We start from the raw sequence: 16102 nt of genomic DNA on the forward strand, positions 1-16102 counted from the left end.
ACACCCGATGAAAGGTTCTATCAGCAAATTAAAAATGTGTCGTGATTATATCTTAACTTAGTGCAAAAGTTGTCCAGCAAATAGGGAGTATCATACATCCGAAAGTATCTTCGAATTTCTTTAAAATAGATGCCGAATATAAACCTTTGATTCCCCCGCCGTCTATTGAAAGTATTTTAAAAGTTCTATTTCTTTTCATTCTTTTCTTCTTAGTTATTGTTATCGTTATCCTATATGTTCCCGAATCCATTCCCATGCTTTTTTGGGCAACCAGCCTTCATAATTTCTCCGGACTTCAATCGTGAGCGCGTAATCATTTTTATCGATGTGTTTTCCTATTCTGGCATAAAGCTGCTCAGCGGTCTCGGAAGTAGAAATCAACCATGTCGAATCTAGATAATGCCACCAGGAGGGCGAATTCTTAAGCTCCTTATATAGTCCTTCATAGTCTTGACCTCCTTTATTGAGGTCGTAGCTTACAATATAAACTGCCATTTTATTTTTTCGTTATTTTTCCAATCCCGACCAAGCATCTACCATGAATCCACCAGATCCAGTGAAAGGATCAATAGCAATGGCTGACGATGATCGGTCGCGTTAAATCCAAAAACTTGTTTTTGATGGTCATGAGGCGCAGGGCAAAAACCGACCCTGCAGCACGGAGGAAGGTAAGGCTACGATATTGTGACGAAATAAAAACCGTATTATTTAAAACAATTCTTAATTTCGCCCGTTCTAAAAGTAAATATTCAACATCAGTGGCCTTGGTTCATCCCAAGTGCAGATGGTTTAATAGGGTTCGGGCGCTACCAACACCCGGACCTTATTTTTTATAAAACCATCCCATCTATTCTAACTGCTATCCATTACTATTATTTTTATTGTATTTTTATTACCTCAATATAATCAATTGATTGTAATCCAAATTACTTAGTACAAATATACTTATATTTTGTCTTAAGTTAGTGACATAAGTTTTTAACAGTTGTGCAGATAAATCAGCCTTAGTGTTCTACTTATAGTCGTTTTCCATCTCTGATATGGTTTTTAAAATATCGTCCACTGGTTCCTTAAGTTCATTCCCCATTTTTATGATTTCATTAGGGTACTCGTCCTTCAAAAACGTCATCAAAGCATAATATGTGGGTTTAAAAAGTCCTTCCAAGTTCTTAAAATTGTTAAAAACATTTAGTGCGATATGGTATTGTTTCCTAGACATTAACAACAAAAGGATTTCGTTAAATACTAAATGCTCTCTCCCATTATCTTTGAATAAGTCATCTCTCTGAATATCAATTAGTTCTTTTTCAATATTCTCATATTCACCTGTCCAAACACTAATAAATAGGCCGTACAGCTTCCACAACAAGGTATCGAAAAGCGCCTCCCCACTATTGAACAAGTGAATCGCCTTCCCTTTATCCCTTAAAAAATCTTTATAAAACATCATACAGACATAGAAAGCAACTAACAAGTTTGACGGATTATAGTTCTCTAATCCCCCTTTTATATAGGCTGCACACGCTTTTTCAAATATATTACTTACTCGCTTGAAGGCTTCGGTACTGTATTTGTTAGCACTTGTCTCATATAACTCCACAATTCCTTGATATAATAACAGATCGGCGTCTTTAGATTTTTCAGGTTGAATTGTATTTAATTCCAAAATCGCTGCCGATTTTTTATAACTAGCTTCATCCCGTTCTTTGACAAACAAATACAAATCCAGCAACTTTTTGTATAATGTTATTTGTGGCGTTAGCTTCAAAGCACTTAACAATGCTTTTTCCGCTTCTTCATAACGTTTCGTTTCGATTAAAATAGATGAAAGGTGCTCTAGGGCAAATACCTTATAATCTGAATCCCCTTTTGCGGCCAATCGATAGTATTTTTCTGACAATTTGATGTTTCCAAGTTTAAGATATGCATCTCCTTTTAAGAGGGCTACTTTAGGCTCATCTTTAATCGATTTTTCGTTTAGCAAACGGAAAGTCTTTTCTGGCGCTCCAGCTACAAAATACAAAATAGCGATATTAATAACATCTTCTTTCTCACTTGGATTTATTTGAGAAATCGTATTAATAGCACCTTCGTAATCTTGCTTGCCTACAAGACTCCATGCGTACAGGGCAATTTCGTCTACATTCTTGTTTTTAATCTCTTCTAAAACTTTGGCTGCTTCGATAAATTGACCTTTTTTATAATATGCATATGCCTTTAGCATTTTACGTTTCCTAGGACTGTCTAATAGTTTTTTTTCCTTCGAATTCAGGATGGCCGCGGTTTCTTTGTAAAGTAAGTTTTGTCTTTCTAGATTTAATTTGTCAGAATTGAAAAGTGCTTCAGCTATCAAAAGCGCAGATTTCGCATGATATTTTCCAGACCTCAATTGTTTTAAATGCCGTTGCAAAAAGACATCTAATGCTTCTTCATCTTCATACCACAATTCCAAAAATTTTGTAAGCCAGATGACGCGCATTTTGTCTCTGCGATCACCATTCCGCATTAAATACCAAATATTGAAAAAACGCTCTTTAAGCTGATAGAGATTATTTTTCGTATCAGTCTGTTTTTTTTCTATGACATTGTTTTTTTCTAATTGCTGTAAGTGTGCTGATATCAACTTAGTAGACATCGATTTGCCATCTTCGCGAATCTGACCGGCAATATCTTTAGCACTAACCGCGTCCCAACGTCTCGCAATAACATCTACAATTCGACGCTGTTGCACTGGCAGATCCTCAATGCGATGCTTGTATAGGGGCGTTACTTGGTCAAGTACTATCTCCAAATCGTTCAATGCGGATCCGTCCTGGTCATCTAATAATAACTGATAGACCATCATCAATGTGCGGATCACCCCACCGGTAAGTACGGAGAGCGTCTCGATCTTTGCCTTACTCTTCTTCAGATCTATTTTATTTTCGCAATGCTCTTGTAGCCGCTCGATAAGTTGAAAGGTTTCTTCCTTGCTAAGACCGTTTAGGTGAATGATGTCGAAAAATTCATAGAACGGTTCAGAATAGTTATGCAAATCCTGCAATACAATAGCAGATGCTCCAATTATTCGAATGTCCTTGCAGTGCATTAGCACTTCTCGTAACCGCCTTTTTTCTTTCTCTTTAAGGTTGTCCAAAAACAATTGCCCAAAATTATCAAAGAATAGAATGATTTTTCTTTCGTTGGCCCTTAATGTTTCTATCAGGTATTCAAAGCATCGCTTCTCGTAGTCATCGAAATCAACAAAGGCTTCGGTATGCTCGTAGTGAATACCTCCAGTGTCCCATTCATCGTCGAGATATTCCAGCAGCTTCTCCCATAGCCTTGAAAGTGAAGTTAAATCATAATTCTCTTCACCGAAAAATACCGGTATAAGCCAACTGTTTAGCGCCGGAGTGTTTTCTATCTCGTATTTTAGTCGCAGCAGTAAGGTCGTCTTTCCCATCCCACGCTGCCCTTGTATGAGGTAGTGTTTTTCCGGATATTTCATGGTGCTCGATTTGATATCCTTGAATATCTTGTCAAACACCTTAGTTCGAACGACAAAATTAGCTACCAACTCATCTTTTGACAATGTCGCCGGATTATATAACGTTTTTACACTCATAGCTATTTGCATATATGTTTGCGGCACCATAGTTGGAGAATCGGCGAAGTATAGCGATAAATATGGCCTTCTCCTTTAAACAGATACCCATCTCCTTCCAATATATCCATGATGCGTTTTACTTCTTCAACATGATGCTTAACACGCTTATCATTCAATACATCATGATCAATGTTGTCATTTTCGGCGATGTACTCCAACACTTCAAACACGAAAGCATGCTCACCTCCCTTGAATAGCGTAGCCAACCTTGCAAAGTATGGCTCGAATTGGGGTTTATTCCTGGAGTGTACAATCTGGTCGAACGCTTGATCAACAGCTTCCCGATCAACTTTGTTGCCGGTTGTCTCGTACACCTCCACGATTTCCTGCGCGATAAGCTGCAAGTGAAATGGGATAAGCCAACGCATTTTGTCAAGCGTATACTTAAGTATTTCCTCTTCAACAACAACGTCGTCCGTACCAAGCAACTTGGTAATGAAATCCAAGGCTTCACCGTAGGACAAAGGCGCCACTTCTACTGTCCGCAGGTCGTTTACCGCTGTAAGCGCTGTCACTTTTTCAACCATAGGGTAGAGCGACATGGATCCCGTATAAATGAAATGGACTTTATCAATCACATTCCGATGATGCCGCAACTCCCGATTGCGTTGAATAAAATGCTCGGCAGCTTGTGCCCCGTCTTTGTTCAGAATGTTCTGGATGGTTTGTGGAAACTCGTCAATAAGTACGACCACATGTCCGTATTCTGGTTTGAGATGCCCAAAGAGATCGACTAATATCTGGTGATAATCTGTCTCACCCGTCTCTCGGAATTCGATATTATAAACTTTCTTGACCTTACCTAATACAGCTTCAAACCCTCCTTTAATGGCATCGTACAATTTACTCAACCGGCCAATTGCTTCACTGCGAACCAACTCTTCAAAAATCACCTTGAAAAACTCATTTTCCGAATCAACGGATTCAGTAATGACGTATATGAAATAATAGCCATCTTCAGGAAACTCCTCGATGTATTTAAGAATGGATGTTTTGCCAACTCTTCTTGGAGCAGAGAGATAAATACTTGTTCCTTTACCCAACACTCGGTATATCTTTCTGACCTCGACGCCCCGCGGATAAAATGCATCGCCTCTTGCCGGATTCCCTAAACTATTCTTCATTTGACAATAAATTTATTGCCAAATATAATGACAAAATTTTTATTGCCAAAATAGTTGACAATTTTTTTGTTGTTAACCACGGTGCTGGTCTCCCTCATAAGCAAAGGCCCTTAAAGCTGCTTGCAAAGTGATACTGAGCGCCAAAGCGGTATGATTCATGAAAAAGGATATGAATAAAAGGTTTTCCCATCGGTGCCAAATCGGTATCTTGTTCTTTTCATTACGCATACGTAAATAAAGAGAAAGGTGTACCGAACCGAGCTGAAAAGTTACATGCGCTCCTATCCGCTGGATTCTTCAAAAAGCCACGAACCGGAAAAGACACTTTCATGAAACTAAATCCTGACACCCCTGAATCTGAACTGGGCCAACACAGCATTGAAATCGGTAAAATCGCCGTAACATTGCGAAACGGCAAATTCTTGTCGTGGCGATTCGGTTCATAGAGAAAGCTACCAACCAAGCCGCCTATGCGGATCTCCGCGGGAAAACCGATATCGCGGCGGAGAAGAAGTAATGGAAAAAGCCACACCCGTAAAGGTATGGCTCGTTATCGTTACTGGTAAAACATTACCGTTATTTCTTTTCCTTGGCCAAATCGGTCCGGACTTTTTGCACGAAATCGATTGGTACTTCAGCCACTCCTGCTGCACCCGCATCATCCAATCCCAATTGCTGGATTAGATTGGCCACCACCTTATAACTTTTGGCTTCTGCGCCTTTTTCAATGCCTTTTTCGATACCTTTCCGTTCAGCCTTGTCCAGTAAATATTCCGTTGTTCCCATAGTTTCGGTGCTCCTTCCTTCTAGTTGAGCTGTTTCACTTTCAAACTTAGAAAAGTTTGAAGAGGAAAGCAAACTTTTCGATCGCTCATCTGCCATTAAAAACAAATCGTGACAGATGAAACATAACGAATTGATTCGGATCTCCCTGCGCGCGTGTGCTTTGGCATCTTACGGGCCTTCATCTCGGAATACAGGTCGCGCTTGACGCCCAGCAGTGTATCGTCGTCTGCATCCTTCTGCTTGATGGCCATCAAAGCCGTAAGCACCACCACAGCAAAGGGGTTCATGGTGAACTCATACGTGAGCCTGGTGCCCAGCAGCCCTTCCTCGTAACCCGATGGCCGGTAGTCCTTATTGCCATCCCCAAGTATGGCAATGGCCGTGACGGGTACCCTGTACTTTTCCCTGAGTTTGATGTAATAATCTGCCATGCGCCTGGCTAAATCACCCCTGCCTTTCTGCGACTGGACCTCTATGTGGCAAAGGATGAATTGCTCGCCGCCATCCCTGAGGAAAACCTTGACCAGCTTATCCACGTAACGAACGCCTTTATTGCCCCCCTGCCGGTGTTCGGGAAAAAGCTCGTCCAATTCTTTGTCCCAGTACTCAAAATCCCTATTGAAATCGAACATCCGATGCGCACCTGGAAAGAAGAATTTCAGGAAATAGCGGAACACATGCTCCAGCACAGCTTTCCAGAGCCGATCATCCTGCCTGCCATTGCCGTTGGTCTTTTTAGGTTCAGCCATGTTTCATAGTCGATGCGGAGGCAAATATAAAACAAACTGCCGGAAATTGCTAATTATTTTATCTTTCCAATCCGCCAACAGTTTTTTGGGATCCTAAATTCCCATCTTTACAAAATATACATAGCTATTATAGACAACGAAAATAGCTTTGAAAATATTCGTGCTAAGACAGGAATTGCGGAGCAGCGATCGAAATACATCTATTTCAACACCGACGCACTGGAGCCTTACGAGTTCCTGCTTATAGAAAAGGCTGCCGGCAAAGAGCCGGATGAAATGATGAAAGACTATATTGAAAAGTATCCTGTAAAAAGAGCGATTTCCCAGCGACTTTATGTTTCAATTGACAAAGGAGGAACGGGACAACTTGCGGTCACAAATTGTGACCGCAAGTTGGGGAGAACGACGGAACGAACCATATGTGTTCACAGAGCATGGGGAGTACTATAGTTTGTTTGGATGCTCATCAAAGTAAAATAAGAAATCAGAAATACTAATTATCTTATCATCTATTCCGGTCGACTTGACCTTTTTGGGGGTATCTGTACCCGATGGCACTCACTCTCTTTCCAAGATTGATATTCAAAATTGTTTATTCCATAGCGTCAAACCGGCGACGGCGTCACGTAATCGCCTTAATCGCCGCAGCCACAGCCCACGATTGAGTAGTAACTGGACAATAAAAACAACGGCAATTCCAAGCAACGCCCCATATTTTCCGGGGGTGAAGCTGATCCCGTAGCCAAAAAAGAACAGCACAGCCGCAAGCAATAGGGATCTGAGCAACAAATTGCGCATGGCAAACCGCCGCATTCGCCGGTAGGCGAATGACAACGACTCGGCAAGCGGTTTGTCGGCCGGCATAGCAACGATCTGGGCGTAGCCTGCTAAGAGGTGAATCAGGTAAGCCGATACCGTCAATACGATCAATAACCCGAGCCAAAGCGGTTTCGTGTCTGCATCAAATGCCGTGTAAACCAAGAACAGAAAACCACCCCATGCTATCGCTTCAATGATGACCTGCCTGCGTACATTGCGCAGCACGGGATGGGGCTTGGCGCTCAATAGGGTTCGGATTTCCGAACGGTCCTTTTTAGGACGCTCCTCACTTTCCAGCAGGTTTTTCAATTCATATAAATCCATAATACTAACAGTTAACCATCGTTTTCAGTTTGTCTTTAATCCGGCTGAGTTTTACGCCGGTATAATTCTCCGTGATACCCAACGCTTCGGCCATCTCTGCATAGCTCAGCCCTTCCAGATAAAGCGTGATGAGGGCTTTCTCCGTGTCATCCAGCAGGCGGATGGCGCTGGAAAGCTTTTCATACCGGCCAGCCGCTTCTTCATCCGGCTGCTCGGCTGCGACATCAGGCATTTCACCCGTGTAGCTTATGGCAGGGTGCCTGCGGCGCAGTGATGTAATGGCGGTATTCAGTGCGATGCGGTACATCCACGTGGTGAATTTGGCGTCTCCACGGAATGATGCCCGCGACTGCCAAAGCTTGATGGCGATTTCCTGGAAAAGGTCTTCGCGGTCTTCTGCGTGGTTGCAATAGAGTCGGCACACCCGCCAGATCATCGCTTGGTGCTGATCAATCAATGCCGAAAATTGTATTTCGTCCATCAGCCTATTTTCTTTCAAAGGTAAGGGGTTTGCCGTCGCGTTCGGCGATCAAGCCGGTGATGTTCCCGAGTGGACCAGTCCGGAAGGTGATACGGACACCCGCTTTGGGCCCGAAAAACGTCATGGTTCCCGTGGCTTTAAGTTCAAAAGGAGGATTGGCACCGAGCTTCGCATACAGCTGACCTTGGTGAGCGATAACGGATAGCTCCGCCCCCTGGGCGGCATATGTACCAGCTAACCGATTCAGCGCCGAATCGGTTAGCTGGATATTGCTATATTGCCGGGGCATGTCGGGCACGAACCCGCTTAGGATGCCCTCTAAATCTACCCATAGCCGATTGACGGGCAGGACGGATACGTTGCTGAGCACCACAATCGATGCCTGGTCTTCCGGGTACCATACCGCGATCGCAGAACAGCCAAACGTACCGCCACCATGGTACCAGGCTGCTTTTTGGTGGTCTGCCCCTTGACGGTAGTAAAATCCATAGCCATAGCGATCGGCATTTGCCATCGGTACAGTAGATTCTACTTCAAACAGCTTCGAAACCACGTCTTCAGGCCATCGGCCATTGCCCAATGAAAATAGCCAATCGGCAAGATCTGCTGCCGACGTGTACAGGTTGCCCGAACCCTTCATGAGGCTGGGGTCGCGGTAGGGAGCGGCTATAAGACGGTTGCCAATCTGGTGATATCCGGTGACCATACCGGGAACGATGGTACGCCCGTCATACACACCTGTGCTGCCCATTGACAGTGGGGCGGTAATTTTCTCGCTTACCAATGCGGCGTATGATTGATTATAAACCTGCTCCAGTATATCGGCAAGCAGGAAATAACCAGGGCTGGAATAGTGGCTGTTTTCACCGGGGGCAAACAGGAGCTCCATAGCAAAAAGTTCGGAAAGGCACCGTTCCCGATCCAGCGGCAAGAATGCCTTTTCTCGCCAGTAATCAGCGATACCTTCATTGTGCGGAATCCCTGACTGATGGGTAAGCAACTGCCGGATGGTAATTCCTTGCCAAACCGGATCGGTAAACTGCGGATAGAACCGTCCAATCGAATCATCCTCGCGGAGCAACCCCTCTTTGCATGCGAGCAATGTAAGTATGGCTGTGAAAGGTTTGCTGATGGAGGCGATCCTGAAAACATCCGTTGTCTTCATGGGCGTTCCCAACTCATGGGAAGCCAACCCGTAGGCCATTTCGTAGAGGACACGATCCCGGCGCGTGATACGAACCACACCATTGAATCCAATTTGCTCCTGCTGCATGGAAAAATAGGCATGTACAGCAGCCGTATCAATGACGGGCTGCCCAACCCCCATGAACCCTACCAGCATTAGTAAGGCAGCGCATGTTATTTTTCTAATCATCATACCGCATTAGTCGCGAAGGCGAAAAAAAACTTACATAAACAAGCTAGGAAAATCAAGAAGCCACTTCAATAAAAGTCGACGGAAACGGAGATATGGGTGATATTGAAGGCTCTTCTCGATGGAATTACAAAAACTCGGCGTGGCCTATTTTATCGCCCGAATTGTAACCGAACAGGGAATGAACTTGGAATTTTACCTTGAGGAGCCTGAGTCGATTTCCTATCCTCCACATTACGCCCGATGGGTCTAGCAACGTAAAGTCCCGTATTCCCCACGCGCGGTCTTCCGGCGCGGTCAATTGGATGTTATCATCTTTATTACTATTGATTTCATTGATCTTTTCCCACCAATGGTCGGCGTTATTGTTGGCTATCATGCCACGCAGTAGTAAACCCAATTTCATTGTGTTACCCGTCCAAGCTTATATCCCATTCTTCATACTCCCGCTTGATCACGTCATCCCAAGAAGGAACTTTTAGCCCGTCAATATCCGGTTTCCTGTTTTCTACACGGCTTTTATGTACCAAAGTGTTGTTTACTTTCAATTCAAACTGTATAGTTTCGGCTTTGGTCTTTTCTGCTATGTGCGTGGCTTCTGATACTAAATCGGGCGGTAGATCGTACTGACGATTGCCGATGGAACCGGTGTATTCCAGCCAAGTCGTTGGCTTCTCTTTTTTCGCCCTATTAAATTCATCGCATTGGAAAACAGTAAAAACAGATATCTTAATGAAAAAGCCATACCCGTGAAGGTATGGCTCGATATCATTTGATGGATTGCCGCTATTGCCTGTAGATCCACTTTATGTAACAGTTACCTTATTTTCCGTATCTTTGCCAACATGAATGCAGCCAAACGTGTAAGGAGCTCCTGCCTTATGGTTTTTCTTCTGATCACAACCATTTCATTACAGGCTATCCCTATCACTAAAACCGATAGCGATCAAGGGGTTCCCCTTCGGAAAAATTCTTTACTATCCGTGGATGACTGGTCTGAGCAGGATCTTATTTCTTTTGCCAAGAAACTGCTTGGGGTCAAATACAAATATGGCGAGGCGAACCCGTCCCGGGGTTTCGACTGTTCCGGCTTTGTCCACTATGTATTCGGACGGTTCGGCATTACGTTACCAAGAAGTTCTTCCGCCATCGGTAAGACCGGGCAAAACGTCCCTTTATCGGACGCCAAAGCAGGCGATATCATCCTATTTACCGGCACCAATCCTGCAAGGAGGACAATCGGGCATGTAGGCATTGTCTTGTCAAACAACGACAAGGCGCTGCGCTTTATCCACGCCAGCTCAGGCAAGGCCAAGGCCGTTACAGAAACGGCGCTGGAAGGCAGCTACAAAAACCGGTTTATGAAGGTGATCCGGGTCATATAATCCAATTCATTTCCAATCGAAAGTTTAACTGCATCCAACGGAAATTGCGACCTTAGGGCATGGTACTATTCCAAATACTTGCCGTTGGCTTTCGCCGGACACGGCATTCTCATGCTCTACAACGTATTGAAAAGCGAACAGGCCACACCGAACTGAAGTTGGAAATTGAGTGTATTAAAAATGCCTTCGCCAAACAAAGCAAAACGCAGGACAACTAATGGTTGTGTCCTTCATGGTCTTCCACTTTGGTGGAATCGGCGTGGTCATGGTCATGGTCAGCGTGTTCATGATCGTGACCATCATGGTTGTGATCATCATTAGAACTGCTGCCTCCACAAGCGGCGAAAATAGCGGCCGCAGCGAACAGGGAAATAAGTTTTGCTTTCATTGTTTCCATTACAATTTATCGGATTAACTAATCGTAGGCGAATCTACATAAAAACCGAAAGTTTTCATCGCGTTTTTCCAATCTCACTTGGCTTATATGCGTGCATTGTACGCCATGAGTTCCTCCGCTGTTAAGTTTGAAACTGCCAGTCAATAACCCAAACCCGCCGTTCATAAAATTCCGTCACAAGACGATACTACCTACGCCTACCTTCGCACTATTATTCACAATAATTACTTAATTATGAAAACATCTGCATTGCTTAAGCATCTTTTTCTGTTGTTCAGTATCACCATAATAGCTTGTGGCAAGGACGGCCCGGAAGGTCCTCCAGGCGAAAAGGGAGAACAAGGCATTCAAGGCATCGCCGGCGAAGATGGATCGATGTTTTACAGCGGGGGCGGCCAGCCTGCCACAGCACTCGGAAAAATCGGCGACATGTACCTCGATCGCACAAACAGCCTGTTGTATGGCCCCAAATCAGCTGATGGATGGGGCACCGCACTCAACTTAAAGGGGGCGACAGGGGCAACAGGGCCCAAGGGGGCAACAGGGCCCGCAGGTCCTCGAGGCGCAACAGGGCCCGCAGGCCCCACGGGTGCGACAGGTGCCGCCGGCAGCAAGATACTAAGCGGTACTACCGCCCCGGCAGCTTCCCTGGGCGCCAATGGGGATTTTTACATCGATCGGGAATTAGGTAATCTATATGGTCCCAAAACCAATAACGCGTGGGGTACGCCAGTCAGCCTAAAAGGGCCCAAAGGCGATACCGGAAATGCGAATGTAACCTCCATTGTTTTCACGCCCGGAAATATCACGTGGCGCCAGACAACCCTATTCGGGACAAATTATGTGACCGCTACGCTTTCAACATCCGAAATCACAACCGACGTGGTCAACAACGGATTGGTGGCTGTGTACGGCGGCTTTTTTTGGGGAGATCCGTGGTCAGCGCTGCCCATCTCTTATTTTGAATCCGGCAGAACCGTGCATTTTTCCTACGGCATCAGGCAAGGAAGTGTAACCCTACGAATGCACTACAGCACCAATGCCGCACCTACCGCGCCGGGGATACAATTCAGAGTGGTTATCGTGCCCAGGCCGGCAGTAGCGATGGCACAAAACAGTGGGGTGGACGTCACGGACCAAGCTCAACTATCCCGCTTTTTCAGGATTCAGGATTAACCCGAATGGCCGACAGAAAAAAATGGATTCAGGGAACATCAACTGAATCCATTTCTTTTTATCCCTATATTTGACCAACACAAATCCCGATTACAGACTGAAAATGAAATGTTTGTACAGCTTGATTTTCGCTTTAGTTTGCCTGTCTCTGCACACCACGGGTCAGTCTATTTATCGGGAAAAACGATATACCTACTTCGAAGGGTTACCTTCCAATTTTATACAGCACAGCTTTTTCAACGAAAACCATTTTCTGTTTTGCGTCGGCTCCAAGGGGCTCACCATGTTCGACGGGTATCGTTTCTCGCCCGTAGAACGCGTAAGCCATCAAATCACGGCTCAATTTGTGAAAGGCGACACCCTCTATTTTGAAGATAGCCAAGCGCTAAAGAAAGTGAGCGTACTGAATCTATCGGACGAGCCCATTACCGTACAGGCCAAAAATTACACCGATGCAGATCCTGACAATGATCATTTCCATGCGCTGTATGTAGACAGTAAGAACAGGATATGGTGCCATGATTTTACACAGGTAAAATATGTTGCCCCGCAGGGCAAGCTGTATACTTACCCGCTTTTCCCTGACAACAAACGGCTGTTTAACACGGTCACGTTCTTGGAAATCGCTCCCGACGAAGTGTGGATCGGCACGCCGGCGGGTATTTTTCTTTGGACAGCGGCATCAAACCGGGTTTTCCCCCATCCTAACTTAAACATTCATGCCATACTGACGACCTCCATGTCCCTTGGCCCTGCCGGGCAAGTATGCCTTGCTACAACGGATAAAAAATTGATTTGGATAAACCCAAAGGAGGGATCAATCTTAACCGTGCTGCAAAGCCCTCATGAAGAAACCATAACGGGCTTTATCAAACACGATGAAAGTCACTTGTATAGTCATTCTGAAACCACCATCTGGGAACTTCACTTGCGAAGCGGTAATTTTGTTCCCGTCCATCAATTCGACCAGCCCATCCTCCATGTACAAATGGATAGCCTATCCCAACAATTCTGGGTCGGATGTTCCTCGGGCCTGATTCAGCTCATTCCGCCCCGCCGGGGTATCCGGATATCCCGATGGGATAACCAAGAAGGAGTCCGTCCGGCAGTTGTCCAGTCCATTGTTGAGGACGGAGAAAGCCTGCTATGCCTGGATAATCAAGGCAGGCTTTGGCGAACAACGACGAACGGGGACTCCTGGGAGCAAATCTACCGCAACCGCGAAAACAGGACCTATACGACGCTCCAGCAAGTAGATGGTAAGCTGCTGTTGCTGTCCAACCAAGGAATCTTTCAATGGCAAAACGGAAACCCGGTTCGGCTTCCCATAGAACCGTCAGCAACCGACATCGCTCCAATAAAGAGCATCCTGGCGTCGACCAACGAATTCTGGTTACTTTTTCCGCACAACATCGTGCGCTATGAATGGCCTAGCTTGCGTCCCATCTCTCGGCCCTTCAAAAACCAGCAATCTTTTTGGTCCGACAACCTTTGGAACGACATCGCAGTGGATGGCAATGGCCGTGTATGGCTAGGGGGATGGGTGCAGAAAGGATATGGCATCGCTTATTATGATGATCGGCAAGAAACATTCGTGGAGGTTTCTGACCGCCATATCAACCCCGACCACAACAAGTTCGTGGGCGACTATTACAATCGGATATTCGTATCGCCTTACCGGCCGGCTATTCTCTTCACCGCCTTTGGCGGCTGGAATGCGGTAGACCACGAGGGACACATCGTCCAACAAATAGATGCTACCAAATACCATTTTGCCAATAACCACCTACAGGGTATTTCAGAAGACAGCCTGGGCAACGTTTTCTTTGCTACCGCCGAAGGGCTTCATATTTATCTGCCATCGAGAGACAAGGTTGACCAGATTTCACTTTGGGATGGCTTGCCGACCAACGATCTCCTACATGCCTATCAGGTCTTACAAAATAAAGACATCGTTTTGGGCATAGCGAATGGACTGGTCCGAATCACCCCAAAAGATATGCTAAGCAGGACGCTGTCCAATCGCTTAGCGATCACCAAGATTATGGTCAATGGGCTGTGGCGCTATCCCGAAAGCGACCGCATCGAGCTGAACCAACGTGAACGAAACATCATGGTGTACTTCTCGGATCTAAATTATACTGATCCAAACAAGGTATTCTACAGGTATCGTATTTCGCCGGCCGACGAATGGATAACGATAGGCAACAACCCCGAAATATCCTTCAATCAACTATCGCCCGGTGACTATACCATTGATATTTTATGTTATGACAACCTGGGGTTTACACAACAAAAACAATTGCATATTTCCCTTATCGTCCCCCCCACCTTTGTGGAATCAAAACTCTTTTATGGCCTACTTATCCTGCTCTTGATTGCTTTCGCACTTGCCATCCATCGCTACCTGCTAAATCGCCAAAGAAAAGAGGAAGCCTACAAGCGGCAAATCAAGGAACGGGAAATGCAAATGCTGCGGGCACAGATGAACCCCCATTTCATGTTCAACACGCTGAACTCAATCAACAGCTATATCATTCAAAACCACAGCCAGGATGCAAGCCGTTACCTTACTTCCTTTTCCAAGTTGATGCGGAATATCTTGGATAATTCGACCAAGCAGCTTATACCTTTAGAAAAAGAAATACAGACATTGCGCTTGTATCTCGAACTTGAATCTGTCAGACTGGAGCATCGTTTTGACTACCTGATAAAAATGGATTCCGATCTGGATCTGTCCAACACCTGTCTTCCCCCTATGCTTATCCAGCCTTTCGTCGAAAATGCCATTTGGCATGGGATAGCCACAAAGAAAGAACAGGGTACCATAGCGCTTTATTTCACATCGGAAGAAGAAGGTCGCTTGACTGTCGTCATTAGCGACGATGGTATCGGGCGAGCAAAAGCCAAGAAACAGTCGTTTCAAAAAAATTTACCTTCCCACGGTATAAAAATTGTCGAAGAGCGCCTCCTATTGCACCATCCGGCCAATCGGTTGGAAATTCACGATCTGTATGACAATGAGCAGCAAGAGCCTATGGGCACCAAAGTGATTTTATATATTTATTTTGATTTGAACTATGCGCGTAATGATTATTGACGACGAGAAACATGCCATCGTCACATTAACTTATCTACTGGAACAACTCGAGGGAGTAGAGTTGGTGGGCGCTGTACAAGATAGCACATTGGCTAAAGCACAGATTGAAAATCTACAACCCGATTTATTGTTGTTGGACATCGAAATGCCTCATATGCATGGCTTCGAGGTATTGAATCAATTCGATGAAATTCCCTTTCAGGTAATCTTTACCACCGCTTATGACCGATACGCCATTCGCGCGTTGAAAATAAACGCGCTGGACTATCTTTTAAAACCTATTGACGCCGAGGAATTGGCGCAAGCCATTCAAAAGTATGAACGCAAAGAATTGCTGGCTACGTGGGAACAAATTGCCCAAGTAAGTCAATTTAAAAACGGCCAGATTCCAGATACACTTGCTTTATCCACGCAAAAAGGCCTACACTTTATCAAGATACCCGACATTCTTTATTTTGAGGCTAACGGCTCTTATACGCACGTCATGATGACTTCAGCAGAAAAATACCTCGTTAGCAAGAATATATCCATGTTTGAAGAGATCCTGCAAGATAACGGCCTGTTCTTTCGCGCCCATAAATCGCATCTGGTCAATTTGACCTACATCAAAAACTACATCCGTGGCGAAGGAGGTGATATTGTGATGCAAGATGGCACTTATATCACGCTGAGCCGCCATAAAAAACAAGAATTCCTACAGCTTTTCAAAAAAATATAGCTTCAATTGTCCTCGATAA

At 45.0% G+C, this 16102-nt stretch carries 14 protein-coding genes and 1 pseudogene; 6 read left to right on the forward strand and 9 right to left on the reverse strand.

The window, feature by feature from the left end:
* Positions 1–225 precede the first annotated feature (225 nt).
* From BMW65_RS00010 to BMW65_RS00030, 5 genes are all read right to left on the reverse strand, one after another.
* Positions 226–495, reverse strand: a complete 270-nt coding sequence (locus BMW65_RS00010; RefSeq protein ID WP_090601787.1) for a hypothetical protein — start codon at positions 493–495, stop codon at positions 226–228.
* 517 nt (positions 496–1012) lie between these two features.
* Positions 1013–3607, reverse strand: coding sequence for a winged-helix domain-containing protein (locus tag BMW65_RS00015; protein WP_177180927.1), 2595 nt, complete (start codon positions 3605–3607; stop codon positions 1013–1015).
* Between the two features lie 2 nt (positions 3608–3609).
* Positions 3610–4773 (reverse strand): AAA family ATPase, encoded by a 1164-nt coding sequence (locus BMW65_RS00020; RefSeq protein WP_090601790.1) that lies wholly within the window; start codon positions 4771–4773, stop codon positions 3610–3612.
* A gap of 576 nt (positions 4774–5349) precedes the next feature.
* Positions 5350–5559 carry a hypothetical protein gene (locus BMW65_RS00025; RefSeq protein ID WP_143053740.1) on the reverse strand — a complete coding sequence of 70 codons (210 nt, stop codon included), beginning with the start codon at positions 5557–5559 and terminating at the stop codon, positions 5350–5352.
* Between the two features lie 95 nt (positions 5560–5654).
* Positions 5655–6308 carry an RpnC/YadD family protein gene (locus BMW65_RS00030; protein WP_090601793.1) on the reverse strand — a complete coding sequence of 218 codons (654 nt, stop codon included), beginning with the start codon at positions 6306–6308 and terminating at the stop codon, positions 5655–5657.
* A 322-nt stretch (positions 6309–6630) separates the two neighbouring features.
* On the opposite strand from BMW65_RS00030, the pseudogene BMW65_RS00035 reads away from it, so the two are divergent.
* A pseudogene (locus BMW65_RS00035) lies at positions 6631–6783 on the forward strand (ORF6N domain-containing protein); the annotation flags it as partial.
* Positions 6784–6890: 107 nt separating this feature from the next.
* Here BMW65_RS00035 and BMW65_RS00040 read toward each other — a convergent pair.
* The 4 genes from BMW65_RS00040 to BMW65_RS24390 form a co-directional block, all read right to left on the reverse strand.
* Positions 6891–7451, reverse strand: coding sequence for a hypothetical protein (locus BMW65_RS00040; protein ID WP_090601797.1), 561 nt, complete (start codon positions 7449–7451; stop codon positions 6891–6893).
* Positions 7452–7455: 4 nt separating this feature from the next.
* Complete coding sequence (locus tag BMW65_RS00045) at positions 7456–7932, reverse strand: RNA polymerase sigma factor (RefSeq protein WP_090601799.1); 477 nt, start codon at positions 7930–7932, stop codon at positions 7456–7458.
* Positions 7933–7936: 4 nt separating this feature from the next.
* Positions 7937–9310, reverse strand: coding sequence for a serine hydrolase domain-containing protein (locus BMW65_RS00050; protein ID WP_090601800.1), 1374 nt, complete (start codon positions 9308–9310; stop codon positions 7937–7939).
* Positions 9311–9434: 124 nt separating this feature from the next.
* Positions 9435–9713, reverse strand: a complete 279-nt coding sequence (locus BMW65_RS24390; protein ID WP_218145309.1) for a VOC family protein — start codon at positions 9711–9713, stop codon at positions 9435–9437.
* 439 nt (positions 9714–10152) lie between these two features.
* On the opposite strand from BMW65_RS24390, the gene BMW65_RS00060 reads away from it, so the two are divergent.
* From BMW65_RS00060 to BMW65_RS00090, 5 genes are all read left to right on the forward strand, one after another.
* Positions 10153–10692 (forward strand): C40 family peptidase, encoded by a 540-nt coding sequence (locus tag BMW65_RS00060; protein ID WP_090601802.1) that lies wholly within the window; start codon positions 10153–10155, stop codon positions 10690–10692.
* 217 nt (positions 10693–10909) lie between these two features.
* A complete protein-coding gene (locus BMW65_RS24010) occupies positions 10910–11107 on the forward strand; it encodes a hypothetical protein (protein ID WP_177180928.1) in 198 nt (65 codons plus the stop codon).
* A gap of 216 nt (positions 11108–11323) precedes the next feature.
* The gene (locus tag BMW65_RS24635; protein WP_177180929.1) at positions 11324–12265 is read left to right on the forward strand and encodes a collagen-like domain-containing protein; all 942 of its coding nucleotides are present in this window, start codon (positions 11324–11326) and stop codon (positions 12263–12265) included.
* 103 nt (positions 12266–12368) lie between these two features.
* Positions 12369–15365: a sensor histidine kinase gene (locus BMW65_RS00085; RefSeq protein WP_090601808.1), complete on the forward strand. Its 2997-nt coding sequence runs from the start codon at positions 12369–12371 to the stop codon at positions 15363–15365.
* On the forward strand, positions 15346–16083 hold the full coding sequence (locus tag BMW65_RS00090) for a LytR/AlgR family response regulator transcription factor (protein ID WP_090601809.1): 738 nt from the start codon (positions 15346–15348) through the stop codon (positions 16081–16083). Before BMW65_RS00085 ends, BMW65_RS00090 begins: the two co-directional genes overlap by 20 nt.
* Positions 16084–16102 lie beyond the last annotated feature (19 nt).

The sequence above is a fragment of the Parapedobacter koreensis genome (genome assembly GCF_900109365.1).
Taxonomy (GTDB): Bacteria; Bacteroidota; Bacteroidia; order Sphingobacteriales; family Sphingobacteriaceae; genus Parapedobacter; species Parapedobacter koreensis.

Excerpts from the sequence above, each read along its gene's own strand:
- BMW65_RS00025 (WP_143053740.1), bottom strand. The coding sequence starts at position 5,559 with ATGGGAACAACGGAATATTTACTGGACAAGGCTGAACGGAAAGGTATC.
- BMW65_RS00045 (WP_090601799.1), bottom strand. The coding sequence starts at position 7,932 with ATGGACGAAATACAATTTTCGGCATTGATTGATCAGCACCAAGCGATG.
- BMW65_RS00015 (WP_177180927.1), bottom strand. The coding sequence starts at position 3,607 with ATGAGTGTAAAAACGTTATATAATCCGGCGACATTGTCAAAAGATGAG.
- BMW65_RS00050 (WP_090601800.1), bottom strand. The coding sequence starts at position 9,310 with ATGATGATTAGAAAAATAACATGCGCTGCCTTACTAATGCTGGTAGGG.
- BMW65_RS00010 (WP_090601787.1), bottom strand. The coding sequence starts at position 495 with ATGGCAGTTTATATTGTAAGCTACGACCTCAATAAAGGAGGTCAAGAC.
- BMW65_RS24010 (WP_177180928.1), top strand. The coding sequence starts at position 10,910 with ATGGTTGTGTCCTTCATGGTCTTCCACTTTGGTGGAATCGGCGTGGTC.
- BMW65_RS00040 (WP_090601797.1), bottom strand. The coding sequence starts at position 7,451 with ATGGATTTATATGAATTGAAAAACCTGCTGGAAAGTGAGGAGCGTCCT.
- BMW65_RS00030 (WP_090601793.1), bottom strand. The coding sequence starts at position 6,308 with ATGGCTGAACCTAAAAAGACCAACGGCAATGGCAGGCAGGATGATCGG.
- BMW65_RS00090 (WP_090601809.1), top strand. The coding sequence starts at position 15,346 with ATGCGCGTAATGATTATTGACGACGAGAAACATGCCATCGTCACATTA.
- BMW65_RS00085 (WP_090601808.1), top strand. The coding sequence starts at position 12,369 with ATGAAATGTTTGTACAGCTTGATTTTCGCTTTAGTTTGCCTGTCTCTG.
- BMW65_RS24390 (WP_218145309.1), bottom strand. The coding sequence starts at position 9,713 with ATGAAATTGGGTTTACTACTGCGTGGCATGATAGCCAACAATAACGCC.
- BMW65_RS00020 (WP_090601790.1), bottom strand. The coding sequence starts at position 4,773 with ATGAAGAATAGTTTAGGGAATCCGGCAAGAGGCGATGCATTTTATCCG.
- BMW65_RS00060 (WP_090601802.1), top strand. The coding sequence starts at position 10,153 with ATGAATGCAGCCAAACGTGTAAGGAGCTCCTGCCTTATGGTTTTTCTT.
- BMW65_RS24635 (WP_177180929.1), top strand. The coding sequence starts at position 11,324 with ATGAAAACATCTGCATTGCTTAAGCATCTTTTTCTGTTGTTCAGTATC.